General features: G+C 68.8%; 15 protein-coding genes and 1 pseudogene. 9 read left to right on the top strand and 7 right to left on the bottom strand.

Annotated elements, in window-relative coordinates; translation table 11 throughout:
• Positions 1-62 precede the first annotated feature (62 nt).
• The 3 genes and pseudogenes from rep to pyrE all read right to left on the bottom strand — a co-directional run bounded on the left by rep (position 63) and on the right by pyrE (position 3495).
• Positions 63-2129: a DNA helicase Rep gene (gene rep / locus RSO68_RS06675; RefSeq protein ID WP_315585888.1), complete on the bottom strand. Its 2067-nt coding sequence runs from the start codon at positions 2127-2129 to the stop codon at positions 63-65.
• Positions 2130-2233: 104 nt separating this feature from the next.
• Positions 2234-2707: pseudogene (gene trmL, locus RSO68_RS06670) on the bottom strand (tRNA (uridine(34)/cytosine(34)/5-carboxymethylaminomethyluridine(34)-2'-O)-methyltransferase TrmL); the annotation flags it as partial.
• Positions 2708-2802: 95 nt separating this feature from the next.
• Entirely contained in the window at positions 2803-3495 is a 693-nt protein-coding gene (pyrE, locus tag RSO68_RS06665) for an orotate phosphoribosyltransferase (protein ID WP_315585887.1), read from the bottom strand.
• A 91-nt stretch (positions 3496-3586) separates the two neighbouring features.
• Here pyrE and RSO68_RS06660 point away from each other — a divergent pair, with 91 nt between their 5' ends.
• Positions 3587-4354 carry an exodeoxyribonuclease III gene (locus tag RSO68_RS06660; RefSeq protein ID WP_089848094.1) on the top strand — a complete coding sequence of 256 codons (768 nt, stop codon included), beginning with the start codon at positions 3587-3589 and terminating at the stop codon, positions 4352-4354.
• A 219-nt stretch (positions 4355-4573) separates the two neighbouring features.
• Here the strand turns inward: RSO68_RS06660 and rph are convergent, their stop codons facing one another.
• On the bottom strand, positions 4574-5311 hold the full coding sequence (rph, locus tag RSO68_RS06655) for a ribonuclease PH (protein ID WP_089848096.1): 738 nt from the start codon (positions 5309-5311) through the stop codon (positions 4574-4576).
• Positions 5312-5452: 141 nt separating this feature from the next.
• On the opposite strand from rph, the gene RSO68_RS06650 reads away from it, so the two are divergent.
• On the top strand, positions 5453-6316 hold the full coding sequence (locus RSO68_RS06650) for a YicC/YloC family endoribonuclease (protein ID WP_315585886.1): 864 nt from the start codon (positions 5453-5455) through the stop codon (positions 6314-6316).
• Positions 6317-6393: 77 nt separating this feature from the next.
• Here the strand turns inward: RSO68_RS06650 and RSO68_RS06645 are convergent, their stop codons facing one another.
• Entirely contained in the window at positions 6394-7617 is a 1224-nt protein-coding gene (locus RSO68_RS06645) for an MFS transporter (protein ID WP_315585885.1), read from the bottom strand.
• A gap of 50 nt (positions 7618-7667) precedes the next feature.
• Positions 7668-8855 carry an MFS transporter gene (locus RSO68_RS06640; protein WP_315585884.1) on the bottom strand — a complete coding sequence of 396 codons (1188 nt, stop codon included), beginning with the start codon at positions 8853-8855 and terminating at the stop codon, positions 7668-7670.
• 208 nt (positions 8856-9063) lie between these two features.
• Between RSO68_RS06640 and gmk the strand changes: the two genes are divergently transcribed.
• The 5 genes from gmk to thpR all read left to right on the top strand — a co-directional run bounded on the left by gmk (position 9064) and on the right by thpR (position 13349).
• The gene (gene gmk, locus RSO68_RS06635; protein ID WP_315585883.1) at positions 9064-9678 is read left to right on the top strand and encodes a guanylate kinase; all 615 of its coding nucleotides are present in this window, start codon (positions 9064-9066) and stop codon (positions 9676-9678) included.
• 168 nt (positions 9679-9846) lie between these two features.
• Positions 9847-10110, top strand: coding sequence for a DNA-directed RNA polymerase subunit omega (rpoZ, locus tag RSO68_RS06630; RefSeq protein ID WP_089851239.1), 264 nt, complete (start codon positions 9847-9849; stop codon positions 10108-10110).
• Between the two features lie 72 nt (positions 10111-10182).
• The gene (locus RSO68_RS06625; protein ID WP_089851236.1) at positions 10183-12327 is read left to right on the top strand and encodes a RelA/SpoT family protein; all 2145 of its coding nucleotides are present in this window, start codon (positions 10183-10185) and stop codon (positions 12325-12327) included.
• Between the two features lie 93 nt (positions 12328-12420).
• Positions 12421-12810, top strand: a complete 390-nt coding sequence (locus tag RSO68_RS06620) for a RidA family protein (protein ID WP_089851234.1) — start codon at positions 12421-12423, stop codon at positions 12808-12810.
• A gap of 23 nt (positions 12811-12833) precedes the next feature.
• Positions 12834-13349: an RNA 2',3'-cyclic phosphodiesterase gene (thpR, locus tag RSO68_RS06615; protein ID WP_315585882.1), complete on the top strand. Its 516-nt coding sequence runs from the start codon at positions 12834-12836 to the stop codon at positions 13347-13349.
• A 29-nt stretch (positions 13350-13378) separates the two neighbouring features.
• On the opposite strand, the gene RSO68_RS06610 is transcribed toward thpR, so the two are convergent.
• Positions 13379-14254, bottom strand: a complete 876-nt coding sequence (locus tag RSO68_RS06610) for an SDR family oxidoreductase (protein WP_390882393.1) — start codon at positions 14252-14254, stop codon at positions 13379-13381.
• 114 nt (positions 14255-14368) lie between these two features.
• On the opposite strand from RSO68_RS06610, the gene RSO68_RS06605 reads away from it, so the two are divergent.
• Positions 14369-15289: a hydrogen peroxide-inducible genes activator gene (locus tag RSO68_RS06605; RefSeq protein ID WP_315585881.1), complete on the top strand. Its 921-nt coding sequence runs from the start codon at positions 14369-14371 to the stop codon at positions 15287-15289.
• Positions 15286-17367 carry an ATP-dependent DNA helicase RecG gene (gene recG / locus RSO68_RS06600; protein WP_315585880.1) on the top strand — a complete coding sequence of 694 codons (2082 nt, stop codon included), beginning with the start codon at positions 15286-15288 and terminating at the stop codon, positions 17365-17367. Before RSO68_RS06605 ends, recG begins: the two co-directional genes overlap by 4 nt.
• Positions 17368-17514: the final 147 nt, after the last annotated feature.

Genomic DNA, 17514 nt, shown 5'->3' with positions numbered 1-17514 from the left:
GTTGGAGGACCGGCCGTCGGTGGCCGGCCCCCGCCTTTCAAACCGGTTTCATCAGCCCGGTCTCAGCCCAGCAGCGAGCGGATCCCCGCCAGGGCGTCCTTGCCCCGCGCCTGCTTCTTCTCCGGATCCTCCCGGTCGGCGCGCCCCTCCCACTCGAGATCGCCCTCCGGCAGTTCGTCGAGGAAGCGGCTGGGCGTGCAGTCCATCATCTCGCCATAGGTCTTGCGCTGACGCGCCAGCGTCATGGTCAGGGTGCGCCGGGCCCGGGTGATGCCCACGTAGGCCAGGCGACGCTCCTCCTCCACGGTGCCCGCCTCCACGGCGTTGCGGTGGGGCAGCAGATCCTCCTCCAGGCCCATCAGGTAGACATGCGGAAACTCCAACCCCTTGGAGGCGTGCATGGTCAACAGCTGCACCCGGTCGGAGTCGTCCTCCTCGGCCTGCTGCTCGAGGATGTCGCGCAGCACCAGCCGCGAGATCGCCGCCTCCACGTCGTCGGTCTCGGTCTCCTCGCTGGCCGTGTCCTCGGGATCGCGGTTCATGGACTTCTCGAGCTGATCGATCAGGATCCAGACGTTGGCCATGCGCCGCTCGGCGATGGTCGGAGCGCTGGCGTTCTGATAGAGCCAGGCCTCGTAGTCCATCTCGTGCAGCATGCTGCGGATGGCCTCGATGGCGTCGCCCTGATCCATGCGTCGGCGCACCCCGTCGATGAAGTGGGTGAAGCGCGCGAGGCGGTCCATCGCCCGCTCCGGCAGCTGCTGGGCGAGGCCCAGCTCGTGGCAGGCGGCGAACAGCGAGATCGAGCGCCCGCTGGCCTGGTCGTTGGCGTAGTTGGCGAGCTTCTCGAGGGTGCTCGGGCCGATCTCGCGGCGCGGCACGTTGACGATGCGCAGGAAGGCGTTGTCATCGGCCGGGTTGATCAGCAGGCGCAGGTAGGCCATGGCATCCTTGATCTCGTTGCGCGAGAAGAAGGAGGTGCCGCCGGAGAGCTTGTAGGGAATCTGGTAGTGCTGCAGCTTGAGCTCCAGCAGCCGGGCCTGGAAGTTGCCGCGGTAGAGCACCGCGAAGTCGCGCCACTCGGCGGACTCCTTGATGCGCCGGGTGAGGATCTCGCTGGCCACCCGCTCGGCCTCGGCCTCCTCGTGGCGATTGACCACCACGCGGATCGCCGCGCCCTCGCCCATCTCCGACCACAGGGTCTTGTCGTAGACGTGAGGGTTGTTACTGATCAGGGTGTTGGCGGCGCGCAGGATGGTGCCGGTGGAGCGGTAGTTCTGCTCGAGCTTGATCACCTTCAGGCGCGGGAAGTCCTCGCCCAGGGTGACCAGGTTCTCGGGACGCGCGCCACGCCAGGCGTAGATCGACTGGTCGTCATCGCCGACCACGGTGAAGGTCGAGCGCTCGCCCATCAGCAGCCGCACCAGCAGGTACTGGCTGATATTGGTGTCCTGATACTCGTCCACCAGCATGTAGTGGATCTTGCGCCGCCAACGAGCCAGCGCTTCGGGATCGTCGCGCAAGAGCACCACCGGCAGCAGGATCAGGTCGTCGAAGTCCACGGCGTTGTAGGCCTTGAGGTGGCGCACATAGGCCTCATAGACCCGGGCGGCGTACTGCTCGTCGTCGTCCTCGGCGTGGGAAAGCGCCTGGCCCGGCAGCAGCAGGTCGTTCTTCCACTGGGAGATCTGCTGCTGCACGGCGTTGATCTGGTCGGCGTCGACCTGGGTATCCTTGTTCATCAGGTCGCGCAGCAGCGCCTTGGCATCCTCCGGATCGAACAGCGAGAAGCCCGGCCGGTAACCGAGCGCCTTGAGCTCGCTGCGGATGATGTTGAGCCCCAGGGTGTGGAAGGTGGAGACGGTCAGGCCGTGCCCCTCCTTGCCCTTGAGCATGCTGCCCACGCGCTCCTTCATCTCCCGGGCGGCCTTGTTGGTGAAGGTCACGGCGGCGATGCGCCGGGCGCTCATGCCGCACTCCTGCACCAGGTAGGCGATCTTGGTGGTGATCACGCTGGTCTTGCCCGAGCCCGCCCCGGCCAGCACCAGGCAGGGGCCGTCGATGTAGCGCACGGCCTCCTGCTGGCGGGGATTGAGGCCGGCGACCCGGGTTTTGATGGACGTGGACATCAGGCATTCCTCGCAGGCGCGTGGGGGTCGATGGCCGGATGATCGGCCTCGAAGGTGCCGGCCTCGTAAGGGGCCGACCCCGGATGGCCGGCCCCCGGAAGCCCGGCGCCCGGAAGGCCGGCCCCCACGAACTCGAGCTGGCGCCACGCCTCGAAGACCACCACCGCGCAGGCGTTGGAGAGGTTCAGGCTGCGGCTGTCGGGCAGCATCGGAATACGCAGGCGCTGGGCCTCGGGCAAGGCATCGAGCAGCGTCTGGGGCAGGCCGCGGGTCTCGGGGCCGAACACCAGGGCGTCGCCCTCGCGATAGCCAGGCTCGTGATAGCCGGTGCGCCCCCGGGTAGAGACGGCGAAGACTCGCCCGGGCGCCACGGCGGCGAGGAAGGCGGCCCAGTCGGCATGCACGCGCACCCGCGCCCACTCGTGATAGTCGAGCCCGGCGCGGCGCAGGCGCTTGTCGTCGAGCGTAAAGCCCAGCGGCTCGATCAGGTGCAGCCGGAAGCCGGTGTTGGCGCAGAGCCGGATCAGGTTGCCGGTATTGGGCGGGATCTCGGGCTGGTAGAGCACCACGTCAAGCATCAACGGCTCCTGATAGTAAGGGCGTACAACGCGCTCGGGCCCCGTGCGGGGCCCGAGGAAGGGATCGCCTGGCGCGGACATCGCGCCGCCGGGCCTCAGTCGCCGGACACGCCGTAGCGGTCGCGGTAGGCGCGAATCGCCTCGGCGTGGCCCTTGAGCGCCTCACCGGCATGCTGTTCGAGGTACTCGAGCACCAGGTCCAGGGTAACGATGCTGACCACCGGCATGCCATAGGTGGCCTCGACCTCCTGGATGGCGCTGCGCGGGTCGTCCTCGTCGCGGCCGCGCTCCTGGCGATCCAGGGCGATCACCACGCCCGCCGCCTTGGCGCCCGCGTCGTCGATCAGGCCCATCACCTCGCGGATCGCGGTGCCGGCGGTGATCACGTCGTCGATGATCAGGATGCGCCCGGAAAGCGAAGCGCCGACGATGTTGCCGCCCTCGCCGTGGGCCTTGGCCTCCTTGCGGTTGAAGGCGTAGGGCAGGTCGCGGTCATGGTGGTCGGCCAGCGCCACGGCGGTGGTGGCGGCCAGCGGGATCCCCTTGTAGGCGGGCCCGAAGAGCACGTCGATCTCAAGCTCGCTGTCGGCGATGGCCTGGGCGTAGAAGCGGCCCAGCTCGGCCAGGGCGCGGCCGGTGCGAAACAGGCCGGCATTGAAGAAATAGGGGCTGACGCGGCCGGACTTGAGGGTGAATTCGCCGAAGCGCAACACACCCTGTTCGATGGCGAACTCGATGAATGCCTGCTGGTAGGGTTGCAGGGACGATGTAGTGCGCGGGTCCGCCACGGAGCCTCCTATCACGTTTATCGACTGACGCCATTTACCCAAACGTCGAAACGTCGGGTATCATACACGCGCGACGCAAAAGGGACCACGTATGAAAATCGCCACCATCAATGTCAACGGCATCCGCGAAGCGGTCGGACGGGGCTTCCTCGACTGGCTGGCCAACCAGGATGCCGACGTCGTCTGCGTGCAGAACCTCAAGGCCAAGAGCTTCGAGCTGGACGATAGCATCCTCTATCCGGAAGGCTACGAGGGCTATTTCCTCGACGCGGAGCAGGACGGCTTCTCGGGGGTCGGCCTCTACTGCCGCCAGATCCCCAAGGCCATCATGTACGGCCTGGGTTTCCCCCAGTGCGACCACGAGGCGCGCTTCCTGCAGGCGGACTACGACCGCTTCAGCATCGCCAGCTTCCTGATGCCCGACGGTAGCGACTACGCCGCCAAGCAGGCCTTCATGGCCCAGTATCAGGAGTACCTGTCGAAGATGGCCCGCAAGCGCCGCGAGTACATCATCTGCGGCTCCTGGCACATCGCCCACAAGACCATCGACCTGGAGAACTGGGCCGACAACCAGACCACGCCCGGCTTCAAGCCCGAGGAGCGTGCCTGGATGGATCAGGTCTTCGGCCCCACCGGCTTCATCGACACCTTCCGCGAGATCAATCGCGACGCCGGCGAGTATACCTGGTGGCCGAAGCTCGACCAGGAGGTGCCGCGCTCCCGCCAGGAGGGCTGGCGCATCGACTACCAGATCGTCGGGCCGAACTTCCGCCGCCACGTGGTGGACGCCTGGATCGACTACGACGCGACCTTCTCGGAGTTCGCGCCGCTGATCGTCGAGTACGACCTGACGCTCTGAGCCCGCTCCCTTCGTCGCCGTTCCGGCCCGCCCGGAACGCAACGCGCCGGCCCTCGGGCCGGCGCGCTGCGTTTGTGGGAGAGACCTGACCAAGGGCTCAGCCGCCTGACAGGCCTTCCGGAGGCGCTGTGAACCCGTCCCTGGGCGCTACCGGCGCCATCCCTGGCGCAGGACCTCCTTCAGCCTGTCGTCGGCACATTTCTACAGCGAATATGCCACTCAGCCGCGAATGCCCAGCGCCTCGCGCTGGTGGGCGAACAGTTCGGCGCCGGCCTTCTCGGCCAGGTCGAGCATGGCGTTGAGCTCGGCGCGGCTGAAGGTGCCGGCCTCGGCGGTGCCCTGCACCTCGATCAGCTCGCCGCCCTCGGCCATCACCACGTTCATATCGGTACCGGCGCTGGAGTCCTCGGGGTAGTCCAGGTCGACCACCGGAACGCCCTTGTAGAGCCCCACCGAGATCGAGCCGACCAGCTGGTGGAAGGGATCGGCCTTGATCAGCTTCTCGCGCTGCAGGTAGCGGATGGCGTCGATCAGCGCCACGCAGCCGCCGGTGATGGCCGCGGTGCGGGTGCCGCCATCGGCCTGGATGACGTCGCAGTCGACGGTAATGGTGTACTCGCCGAGCTTCTTGAGGTTCACAGCCGCGCGCAGCGAGCGGCCGATCAGCCGCTGGATCTCCAGGGTCCGGCCGCCCTGCTTGCCGCGGGTCGCCTCGCGGCCGCTGCGGGAGTGGGTGGCGCGGGGCAGCATGCCGTATTCGGCGGTCACCCAACCCTGCTTCTTGCCGCGCAGCCAGCGCGGCACGCCGGCCTCGACGCTGGCGTTGCACAGCACCTTGGTGTCGCCGAACTCCACCAGTACAGAGCCCTCGGCGTGGCGCGTGTAGTCGCGGGTGAGGCGGATGTCGCGGGATTGGTCGGCGGCGCGTCCGCTGGGACGCCGGATCTCCGAGGTCATGGCAGCTCTCTTGAATCGGGAAGATGACGGGAAGACACCCGTGGAATGGCGGCCATTCTACACGCTCTGGGCGACACGGTCTGGCCGCGGAATCGGGTACACTGCGGGCCCTGCACACCACGCGTTCTATCGGGAGGCCCCATGGTTCAGAGCATGACCGCCTTTTCACGTCAGGAGCACGACGGCGAGTCCGGCCGCCTGCAGCTCGAGCTGCGCTCGGTCAACCAGCGCTACCTGGAGCCGCACTTTCGCCTGCCCGAGGCGCTGCGCGACCTGGAGCCGGCCTTCCGCGAAGCGCTGCGCACGCGCCTGGCTCGGGGCAAGGTCGAGTGCACCCTGCGCTTCGAGCCCTCCGGCGACGAGGCCGAGCCGAGCGTCGACCGGGCCCGCCTCGACGCCCTGGCCATCACCCTGGCGGAGGTGCGCCAGCGCGTGCCCGATGCCGCCATGCCCGATGCCCTGCGCCTGCTCGATCACCCGGGCGTGCTCGAGCGGCGCGCCCCGGACCTGGAGGCCGTCAAGCGCGAGGCCCTGACGCTGTTCCAGGCCGCCCTGGACGACCTGATCGCCGGCCGCGCTCGGGAGGGCGAGAAGCTCGCCGCGCTGATCCGCGAGCGCCTCACCGCGGTCAACGAGCAGGTGGCCGAGGCGCGCCGGCTGATGCCGCGTATTCTCGAGCGCCAGCGCGCGCAGCTGCTTGAGCGGCTCGCGTCCATCCGCGCCGAGCTCGACCCCCAGCGACTCGAGGCCGAACTGCTGCTGCTCGCCCAGAAGGCCGACGTCGACGAGGAGCTCGACCGCCTCGCCACCCACGTCGCCGAGGTGGAGCGCCAGCTCGGCCAGCCCGGCCCGGTGGGGCGCCGCCTGGACTTCCTGATGCAGGAACTCAATCGTGAGGCCAACACCCTGTCGTCGAAGTCGGTGGTCGCCGAGACAACTCGCTGTGCCGTGGAACTCAAGGTGCTGATCGAGCAGATGCGTGAGCAGATCCAAAACATCGAATAACGCCGCGTCAGGCGCCTCGCGACGCCACGACACTTTACTTACGCACCACGCCGGGCCCTTCGCCCGGCGTGGTGCGTTCAGGCCGGACGCTTCCTGTCGGCCTTCGGCGTGCGACGCCTGATCCACAGCAGGCTCGCAAGCGAGATGGCCGCCAGCAGTGCCACGCCAGCGGCGAATCCCATGCCGGCGGTCGCCAGGCCGAAGGCGCGGGCCGCCAGCCCGATGCCCACCACCGGGATCGACAGGGCGATGTAGGCGACGATGAAGAAGGTCGCGGCGACGCCGCCGCGCTGGTCGGCGGGACTGGCCTGCACGACGGCGCCTAGGCCGGCACGAAAGGCCATGCCCTGGCCGGTGCCCGCGACGAGCGCCCCGAGCAGGAAGACGGCCAGCGAGCCAAGGCCGATGCCGACGCCGACCAGCGAGGCGCCGAGGATCACCCCGGCACAGCCGAGCGGTAGCCGCCAGGGCGCCGGGAAACGCTCCTGCAGGAGCTGGCCGAGGGTCGAGGCGAAGAACACCGACCCGGCCACCAGCCCCGACAGCGCCAGGCTGTCATGCCCGAGTACGCCGATCATGAAGGCGGGCGCCGTGGCGGTGAAGAAACCCAGCAGGGCGAAGCCGGCGAACCCGGCGATCGCCGCCGGAAAGAAGAGCCCGCGGACCTCGTCCGGCACCTGCAGCCGCTGCAGGCTTAGCCTCGGCCGCGCCGGGCGGTTCACGGTTTCGGGCACCTTGAGAATCACCAGTACCGCCAGCGCGGCCAGTGCCAGATGCACCCCATAGGCCAGGCGCAGCGGCCAGGGAAGGTATTCGACCAGCAGGCCGGCAAGGATAGGCCCCAGCCCCAGGCCGCCCATGTTGACCGCGGTGGCCAGGAAGGCCGCCCGTCGCGGCCAGGCCCGAGGCGCCAGCTCCATCACCGCCACCGTGGCGGTCGCCGTGAAGATGCCGGCGGACACCCCCGAGATGAAGCGGGCGACCAGCAGGCTATGCAGGCCGTCGCTCGCGAGGAAGATCACATCGCTCGCCGCCGCTGCCGCCAGTCCGGCCCCCAGCATCGGACGACGGCCGAGCTGATCCGACCAGCGCCCGGTCGCCACCAGGGCGCCCATCACCCCAAGCGCATAGACGGCGAAGATCACCGTGATGGTCAGCGCAGAGAAATCGAAGCGCGTCTGATAGACCGGATACAGCGGCGTGGGCAAAGTGGTGCCCAGCATGGTGATCAGAAACGCCAGCGCCACCCCGAAGAAGGGCAGCGCCGATTCCGGCGTGCGGCGTTCGTCAGCCGTCGTCATGGTCTCTCCTTGTCCTCATAAGATCGGCGCCGCATCAGGCTGGCTCAGGATCAGGCAGGCACCTGCGTCGTACGCTCTCGCGCCAGGGCGATCAGGAAGATCGAAAGGCCGGCCAGCGCCATGGCCATGCCCACGAGACCCGTGGCCGACCAGCCCAGCCCCACCGTCACCGCCAGGCCACCCAGCCAGGCGCCGAGGCCATTGGCGATGTTGAAGGCGGCGTGGTTGAGGGTCGCGGCCATGGTCTGGGCATCGCCGGCGACATCCATCAGCCGGGTCTGCAGCGGCGGCACCAGGGCGCCACAGGTGCCCACCAGGCCCACGAACAGCATGCCGCTCCAGATCTGATCGGCGGCCAGGAAGAAGCCCAGCTGGCAGAAAGCCGCCCAGACCAGGGCGCCGCCGATGGCACGGCTCTGGTGGATGTCGGCCAACCGTCCACCCGCGTAATTCCCGATGACCGCGCCCACCCCGAAGGTCGCCAACACCAGCGGCCCCAGCGCCTCGGGCATGCCGGCCTGATGAGTCAGGGTCGGCATCGCATAGCTGAACACGCTGAACATGCCGGCGAAGCCCACACAGGCCACGGCCAGGGTGTAGAGCACCCGCGGCCGGGTGATCGCCGAGAGCTCCGAGCGCAGGGAGGCGCCATCATTCGGCGGCTGCACCGGCACCCACAGCCGCACCAGCAGCGCGGTGCAAAGCCCCAGGGCGCCCACCAGCACGAAGGCCGCCTTCCAGCCCGCGAGGCCTCCGATCCAGGTGGCCAGCGGCGCCCCGGCCAGTATCGCCAGGGTCAGGCCCGCCAGCACTCGTCCGACGGCACGGCCCCGCTCGTGGGGCTCGGCGACGTTGGCGGCCACCAGGGCCGCCACGCCCAGGTAGACGCCGTGGGGCAGCCCGGCGATGAAGCGCAGGGCGACGAAGCCCTGGAAGGAGGGCGCCAGCAGGGTCAGCAGGTTGCTGGCCGCGAATAGCACCATCAGGCCGATCAGCAGCCGACGGCGGGGAATCCGCGCGCCGACCGCCGAGATCAGCGGTGCACCGACCACCACTCCCAGGGCGTAGGCGCTAATGGCGAGGCCCACCTCCTGAACCGCGATGCCATAGTCGTCGGCGATGCGCTGCATCAGGCCCATGATCACGAATTCAGTGGTGCCGATGGCAAAGCCCCCCAGCGCCAGGGCCAGCTCGGCCAGGCGAGGGGTCGATCGGGGACGAAAAGCGTCCGTGGGCATGCCGCGCTCCCTGAGAAAGTGATGGCGCCGCCATAGGGCGGCGCGCGAAGGGGCGCCATTATTCCAGAGGACGGCGCGGCCTGCGCTACCGATCGAACCGATCCAGTCCATCGCGCCGCAGCGGCTACAGACGCGGCGTCATTGTGTGCGATACTGCGCCCTTTCAGTCGCCTCCAAGGCGTCGTTCCACCGTCAGAGACCCCCGCTCATGGCCCAAGGTACGCTCTTCATCGTTTCCGCTCCCTCCGGCGCCGGCAAGACCAGCCTGGTGCGCGAACTGATCGAAAGCCTCGATGGCATCCAGGTCTCGGTCTCGCACACCACCCGCGAGCGCCGCGAGGGCGAGGTCGACGGCGTCAACTACCACTTCGTGGAGGTGCCGAGCTTCGAGGCGATGGTCGAGCAGGGCGACTTCTTCGAGTACGCCCGGGTGTTCGACAACTACTACGGCACCTCGCGCAGCGCCGTGCAGGCGATGCTCGCCGCCGGCCAGGACGTGATCCTGGAGATTGACTGGCAGGGCGCCCGCCAGGTACGAGCGCAGCTGCCCGACGCGGTCTCGGTGTTCATCCTGCCGCCCTCCCGGGAGGAGCTGGAGCGCCGCCTCGCCGGCCGCGGTACCGATGAACACGCCATCATCGCCCGGCGCATGCGCGACGCGGTGGACGAGATGACCCACCACGACGAGTACGACTACCTGGTGATCAACGACGACTTCACCACGGCCCTGCGCGAACTGCAGTCGCTGGTGATCGCGCGACGCCTGACCCTCGAGCGGGTCAGCGAGCATCACGCCCCGCTGCTGGCGGCCCTGCTGGACTGAGTCCCCGCTTCGTCGCGGCGCCTCCGGGCCCTGACCGAGGCGCTTGTCAGGGCAACCGGGCGTCGAGTAATCTATCCGGTCTACCTGTCGGTGGATGTCCCGGGGCGTTTCTACGCCGCCCGGGCATTGCCCGTCGGTACCTTATTCTTACATTGCAGGAAGGCATCCATGGCACGTGTCACCGTCGAAGACTGTCTCGAAAACGTCGAAAATCGCTTCAAGCTGGTGATGATCTCCACTCACCGTGCCCGCCAGCTGGCGCGGGGCTCTCGTGACGCCCTGCTGCCCTGGGAAAACGACAAGCCCACCGTGATGGCGCTGCGCGAGATCGCCGCCGGCAAGGTCGACTCCAGCGTGCTTGACGAGCCCGTCGAGGCGGCACCGGTGCGCGTGCGCCCCGAGTTCGAGCCGGGCAGCCACCCCGAGGAGTGATCCTGCCGCTCCGACGCAGGAGCGCTTCCCCTCTGTCCGCAGAGCCATCACGCAGCATTCAGGGCGCGCCGCATGTTCACCATCGATGACCTGGCCGATCGACTCGGCGGCTATCTTCCCAAGGACGAGATCCAGCAGGTCAGGCGTGCCTTCTACTATGCCGAGCAGGCCCACGACGGCCAGCGCCGTCGCTCCGGCGAGCCCTATGTGACCCACCCCCTGGCGGTCGCCAACATCCTCGCCAACATGCACATGGACCATCAGAGCCTGATGGCCGCCATGCTCCACGACGTGATCGAGGACACCGGCGTCGCCAAGAAGGCCCTGGCCCGACAGTTCGGCGACCCAGTGGCCGAGCTGGTCGACGGCGTCTCCAAGCTGACCCAGATCACCTTCGAGGACAAGGCGGTCGCCCAGGCCGAGAACTTCCAGAAGATGGTGCTGGCGATGTCGCGCGACATCCGGGTAATTATCGTCAAGCTCGCCGACCGGCTGCACAACATGCGCACCCTGGGCGCCCTGCGTCCCGAGAAGAAGCGCCGCATCGCCCGCGAGACGCTGGAGATCTACGCCCGCATCGCCAGCCGGCTGGGCATCAACACCATCCGCATCGAGCTCGAGGACCTCTCCTTCCAGGCCCTCTACCCGATGCGTGCCGAGCGCATCAAGCGCGCCGTCTCCAGCGCCCGGGGCCATCGCCGCTCGACGATCCGCCAGCTCCAGAGCAACCTGCAGCAGAGCCTCGACGACGAGGGCCTGACCGGCACGGTGATCGGCCGCCAGAAGCACCTGCTGTCGATCTATCGCAAGATGCGCGATCAGCGCAAGTCCTTCGCCGAGATCATGGACGTCTTCGGGTTTCGCATCATCACCGAGGACGTCGACAGCTGCTATCGCATCCTCGGCGTGGTCCACAATCTCTACAAGCCGGTGCCGGGGCGCTTCAAGGACTACATCGCCATCCCCAAGGCCAACGGCTACCAGAGCCTGCACACCACCCTGTTCGGGCGTGGCGGCATGCCCATCGAGGTGCAGATCCGTACTCGCGAGATGGAGGCCCTGGCCAACAACGGCGTCGCCGCCCACTGGCTCTACAAGGCCGGCCAGACCGACCACCCCATCGCCCAGGGCAGCCATGCCCGGGCACGCGCCTGGGTCAAGGGCCTGCTGGAGATGCAGCGCCACGCCGGGGACTCGCTGGAGTTCATCGAGCACGTCAAGAACGACCTCTTCCCCGACGACATCTATGTGTTCACGCCCAAGGGCGACATCATGGAGCTGCCCCAGGGCGCCACGGTGATCGACTTCGCCTACAGCGTGCACACCGCCATCGGTAACAGCTGCATCGCCTGTCGCATCGACCGCCACCTGGCCCCGCTATCCACCCGACTCGAGAGCGGCCAGACCCTGGAGATCATCACCGCCCCCGGCGCGCGGCCCAACCTGGCCTGGCTCAATTTCGTGATCACCGCCAAGGCGCGCTCGGCGATCCGCCACGCCCTCAAGCACCAGCAGCAGACCGAGGCGGTCCAGCTAGGCCGCCGCCTGCTCAACAAGGCCCTGGCCCGATTCGAGACCAGCCTGGAGGAGCTGCCCGAGGGCGTGCTCGACCGCCTGCTCGAGGAGCACGCGCTGAAGCACGAGGCGCCGCTGCTGGAGTCCATCGGGCTCGGCACCCGCGTCGCCCACGTGGTGGCCCGCCGGCTGGTCGGCCTGCTGCAGGACGAACCCGGCGAGTCGGGCGCGCCCGCAGGGCAGACGCCGCTTCCCCATCAGCCGATCCAGATCAGCGGAGCGGAGGGCATGGTGATCAAGTTCGCGCGCTGCTGCCGACCGCTGCCCGGCGACCCGGTGCTCGGGCATCTCTCGGTGGGCAAGGGCATCGTCGTGCACCGCGCCGAGTGCCGCAACCTGGGCGACCTGCGCGATGATCCCGACAAGCTGTTCGCCCTGGAGTGGTCCGCCGACATCGACGAGGACTTCCCCGCGGCCCTGCGCCTGGAGATGGAGAGCCGCCGCGGCCTGGTGGCAGAGCTCGCCGCCCTGATCACCGACGCCGGCGCCAACATCGAGAGCATCGACATCGAGGAGCGCGACGCGCGGCTGTCGATCGTCAACCTGATCCTGTCGGTCCGCAACCGCGTGCACCTGGCGCGCATCATCAAGCGCCTGCGCAACCTGTCTCACGTGGGACGCATCACCCGACTCGGCAACTGATCCAACGACGCCCCACCCGTCGCCGTCGGCGGCGGGTGGGGCGTTGATGTTATCGACACGCAGAACACCAACAACGTCACGAGGAGCACCATCATGAGCAACAAGGCCGTGATCAACACCGACCAGGCACCCGCCGCCATCGGCCCCTACTCCCAGGCCATCAAGGCCGGCAACACCGTCTACATCTCCGGCCAGATCCCCCTGGACCCGACCAGCATGGAGATCGTCTCCGACGACTTCGAGGCCCAGGCGCGCCAGGTCTTCGCCAACCTCAAGGCCGTCTGCGAGGAGGCCGCCGGCACCCTGCAGGACGTGGTCAAGGTCAACCTCTACCTGGTCGACCTGGGTCAGTTCGCGGTGGTCAATCAGGTGATGGAGGAGTTCTTCAAGGCGCCCTTCCCGGCGCGTGCCGCGGTGGGCGTGAAGGCGCTGCCGAAGGGCGCGCTGGTCGAGGCGGAGGCCGTGCTGGTCATCGGCGACTGATCCCTATCGCCTGATCCTCCGGCATGCGCCTCTTCCTGGCCCTGATGCCGCCGCCGGCCCTGCGCCGGCGGCTCGGCGAACTCGCCGAGCGGGCCCATGCCCGCTGTGGAGGGCGGCGCGTGCCCGATGACAGCCTGCACCTGACCCTGGCCTTCCTCGGCGAGGTCAGCGAGGAAAGGGCCGAGGAGCTCTCGACCTGGGTAGAAGGACTGGACGTGCCCGAAGGGAAGTGGCGCCTGGACGCCTGGGGCGCCTTTCGCCGCCCGGGCATCCTCTGGGTGGGAAGCCAGATGCCCGACAGGGCGCTGGTGAATCTCCAGGCGTCTCTGTGGCGGGACCTCGAGCCGCAGGGCTTCACGGGCCGACCGTCGCGCTTCATCCCTCACGTGACGCTGCTGCGTCGGGCCCGTCGACTGGAGACCGCGGGGCTGTCGCCGCCGGATCTCGCCTGGCCCTACCGGCGGGTCGCGCTGCTGCGCTCCTTCACCGATCAGGACGGCGCCCGCTACCAGACCCTCGCCCGCTCGCCGCTCTCCTGAAATGGCGTCCTGATCGGGCCGCCGGCCCGTCATGCCTTCTCGGACAGGAAGCCTCCCGCCTTCAGCACCTGGGCATAGCCCTCGCGAAAGCTCGGATAGCGGAAGCGATAGCCGCTCTCGAGCAGGCGCGCGTTGTCGCAGCGCTTGCTGGCGCGGCGGCGCAGGGGGGACTGGATATTCTCGGTGGCCTCGACCTTGAGCTGCCTGGCGATCCAGGCCATCACCTCGTTGAGCGGTGCCGGTTCGCAGTCGCTGCCGAGATAGAGCGGCTCGAGCGGGGTGCCGGCGAGCGACAGGCCGATCAGGTGCGCAAGCGCTCCGGCGCAGTCGTCGCGGTGGATGCGGTTGGAGTACATCACGGGACTCGCCGGCGCGATGCGCCCCTCGCCGACCTGGCGAATCAGGCGGTCGCGACCGGGACCGTAGATCCCCGAGAAGCGCACCACGGTGCCGGGCAGGTCGTGGTCGATCAGCGCCCGCTCGGCCTCACACATCAGGGTGCCCGAGAAGCCGGACGGCGCGGCGGGGCTTTCCTCGTCGACCAGCTCGCCGTCGCGCTGTGCATAGACGCTGGTCGAGGAGACGAAGAACACGCGCTGCGGCGGCCGGTCACGGCCGGCGAACTCCTGGAGCACGGCCTTCAGGCCGTCGGGATAGGCGGCGCGATAGGCTTCCTCCTCGAAGCGATCGGCGCTGACCACGTAGACCAGGGTGTCGGCGTCGGGCAGCCTCGGAAGGGTGGCCGGGTCGGCGAGGTCGACCGCCACGGCCTCGAGGCCGCTGCCCTCAAGCGCCTGGGGATGGCGGCGCGCCCCGACCACGCGGTGTCCGGCCTCGAGCAGCTCGTGCCCCAGCGCCTTGCCGATGTCGCCGCAACCGAGAATCAGTGTCGTCGTCTTCTTCACCTTTGCCCCACCCCCTGATAAAAAGTCCCTATTGGCATTATTGTGTCCCATCCTATCGGGCATGATCGCCTTCGACCGTCACCCGCTTTAGAAGAGGATGCCTGCCGGCACCACATGACTCTAACAGAACTCCGCTATATCGTGACACTGGCTCAGGAGCGCCACTTTGGACGCGCCGCGGAGCGCTGCTTCGTCTCCCAGCCGACCCTGTCGGTGGCCGTCAAGAAGCTCGAGGAGGAGCTCGGCGTGGCGCTGTTCGAGCGCTCGAAATCCACCGTGCAGGTCACCCCCATGGGGGAGCGGATCGTCGAGCAGGCCCAGCGCGTGCTGGAGCAGAGCAGCGTGATCAAGGAGCTGGCCACCGCCGGCCGCGACCAGCTGGCGAGCCCGCTGCGCATCGGCGCTATCTATACCATCGGCCCCTACCTCTTCCCCTACCTGATCCCGGAGCTCTCCAAACAGGCCCCCCAGATGCCGCTCTACATCGAGGAGGGCTTCACCGGCAACCTGCGCCGCAAGCTCAGAAGCGGTGAGCTGGACGCCATCATCATCGCGCTGCCCTTCACCGAGACCGACGTGGTCACCAAGCCGCTCTACGAGGAGGCCTTCGAGGTGTTGCTGCCGGCCGACCACCGCTGGGCCGAGCGCGAGAGCATCGACAAGGAGGACCTGCTGGAGGAGCGCCTGCTGCTGCTCGGCGAGGGACACTGCTTCCGCGACCAGATCCTCGAGGCCTGTCCGGCCATCAGCCACCAGCTCGCGAGCCCTTCCAACACCCTCACCGCCGAGGGAGGGTCGCTGGAGACCATCCGCCACATGGTGGCCTCGAAGCTCGGCATCACCGTGCTGCCGCGCTCGGCCATCGGCACCGGACACTACGAGCGCGGCATGCTGGTGAGCCGGCCCTTCAGCGCCCCGGCACCCTCGCGCACCGTGGCCATCGCCTGGCGCGCCAGCTTTCCGCGGCCGCGGGCCATCGATGCCGTCACCGACGCCATCGCGCACTGCCGGCAGGCCGAGCTCGACCCGGCATGAGCGAGCTCGATGCCCCCGTCACGGACCTCAAGGGGGTCGGCGAGGCGCTGGCCGGGAAGCTCGCCCGGCTGGGCATCGAGCGCGTCGCCGACCTGCTGTTCCACCTGCCGCTGCGCTATCAGGACCGCACCCGGATCACCCCCATCGCCACCCTGAGTGCCGGGCACGAGGCGGTGGTGGAGGGCGAGGTAGTGGCCGGCGAGGTGGTACACGGGCGGCGGCGCAGCCTGCTGGTGCGCCTGCTCGACGGCTCCGGCATCCTCAGCCTGCGCTTCTTCCACTTCTCCCCCGCCCAGCAGCAGCAGTTCCAGGCCGGCGCCCGGGTGCGCGCCTTCGGCGAGGCCCGCGCCGGCGCCACCGGGCTCGAGCTCTACCATCCGGAGTATCGCCTGCTGAGCGGCGGCGACGCTCCGGTAGAGGATCATCTGACGCCCATCTATCCAGCTACCGAGGGGCTACACCAGACCCGGCTGCGGGCGCTGATCGATCAGGCCCTGGCGCGCCTGGACGCCGACCCCGAGGCCCTGCCGGACGGCATCCCCGAGCCACTGCGCCGGCGCTTCGGCCTGCCCGGGCTGCACCACTGCCTGGATACCCTGCACCGCCCGCCGCCGGAGGCCGACCCGGAACAGCTGGCCGGCGGCCATCATCCGGCGCGTCGACGCCTGGCCCTGGAGGAGCTGCTCGCCCATCGGCTCAGCCTGCAGGAGGTGCGCCAGCGCATCCAGGAGGACGGTGCCCCGGCCCTTCACGGCGGGCGTAGCCTGCAGGCGCGTTTCCTGACCCAGCTGCCCTTCTCGCTGACCGGCGCCCAGCGCCGGGTGCTCGACGAGCTCGCCGCCGACCTGGCGCGCCAGGTGCCGATGCTGCGGCTGGTGCAGGGCGACGTGGGCTCCGGCAAGACGGTGGTCGCCGCCATGGCGGCGCTCTCGGCCATCGCCGCCGACTGCCAGGCGGCGATGATGGCCCCCACCGAGATACTGGCCGAGCAGCACTATCGCACCTTCAGTGCTTGGTTCGAGCCGCTGGGCATCGAGGTGGCCTGGCTCTCGGGCAAGCTCAAGGGCAAGGCACGCCTGGACGCCAAGGCAGCGATCAGCGATGGCCGGGCGCGCATGGTGGTGGGCACCCACGCGCTCTTCCAGGGTGACGTGCACTTCCAGCGCCTGGGGCTCGCCATCATCGACGAGCAGCACCGATTCGGCGTCCATCAGCGCCTGGCCCTACGTGAGAAAGGCGAGGCCGGCGGCCTCACGCCCCACCAGCTGGTGATGACCGCCACGCCGATCCCGCGCACCCTGGCGATGAGCGCCTACGCCGACCTGGACGTCTCGGTGATCGACGAGCTGCCCCCCGGTCGCACCCCGGTGAAGACGGTGGTGATGCCCGACGAGCGCCGCCCCGAGGTGATGGCGCGCATCCGCCACGCCTGCGCCGAGGGGCGCCAGGCCTACTGGGTCTGCACGCTGATCGAGGAGTCCGAGGCGCTGCAATGCCAGGCCGCCGAGGCGACCCGGGACGAGCTCACCGAGACCCTGCCGGAGCTCTCCATCGGCCTGGTCCACGGTCGCATGAAGCCCGCCGACAAGGCCGCGGTGATGGCGGCCTTCAAGGCAGGCGAGCTGGACCTTCTGGTCGCCACCACGGTGATCGAGGTAGGGGTCGACGTGCCCAACGCCAGCCTGATGATCATCGAGAACCCCGAGCGGCTGGGGCTCTCGCAGCTGCACCAGCTACGCGGCCGGGTCGGGCGCGGGGCCGTGGAGAGCTTCTGCGTGCTCCTCTACCATCCGCCGCTATCGGCCCACTCCCGGGAGCGGCTTTCCGTGATGCGCGAGACCACCGACGGTTTTCGCATCGCCGAGAAGGACCTGGAGATCCGCGGGCCCGGCGAGGTGCTCGGTACCCGCCAGACGGGGCTCGCGCACATGAAGGTTGCCGACCTGGAGCGCGACGCCGACCTGCTGGAGCGCATCGCCCCCCTGGCCGAGGCCCTGCTGGCGAGCCACCCCGAGGCCAGCCAGCCGCTGATTCGTCGCTGGCTCGGCGAGCAGGCGGGTCGTTACGGACAGGTGTGACGGCGGTCAAGCGGTCAAGCGGTCAAGCGGTCAAGCGGTCAAGCGGTCAAGCGGTCAAGCGGTCAAGCGGTCAAGCGGTCAAGCAGGATATATCGTCGGAGCAAGCTAGAAGGGGTGCCTTTGTAGCTCGACGCCTGTGGCTGAGCG

Source organism: Halomonas saccharevitans, from assembly GCF_032333995.1.
Taxonomy (GTDB): Bacteria; Pseudomonadota; Gammaproteobacteria; order Pseudomonadales; family Halomonadaceae; genus Halomonas; species Halomonas saccharevitans.
This window is presented reverse-complemented; position numbering and strand designations above follow the sequence as displayed.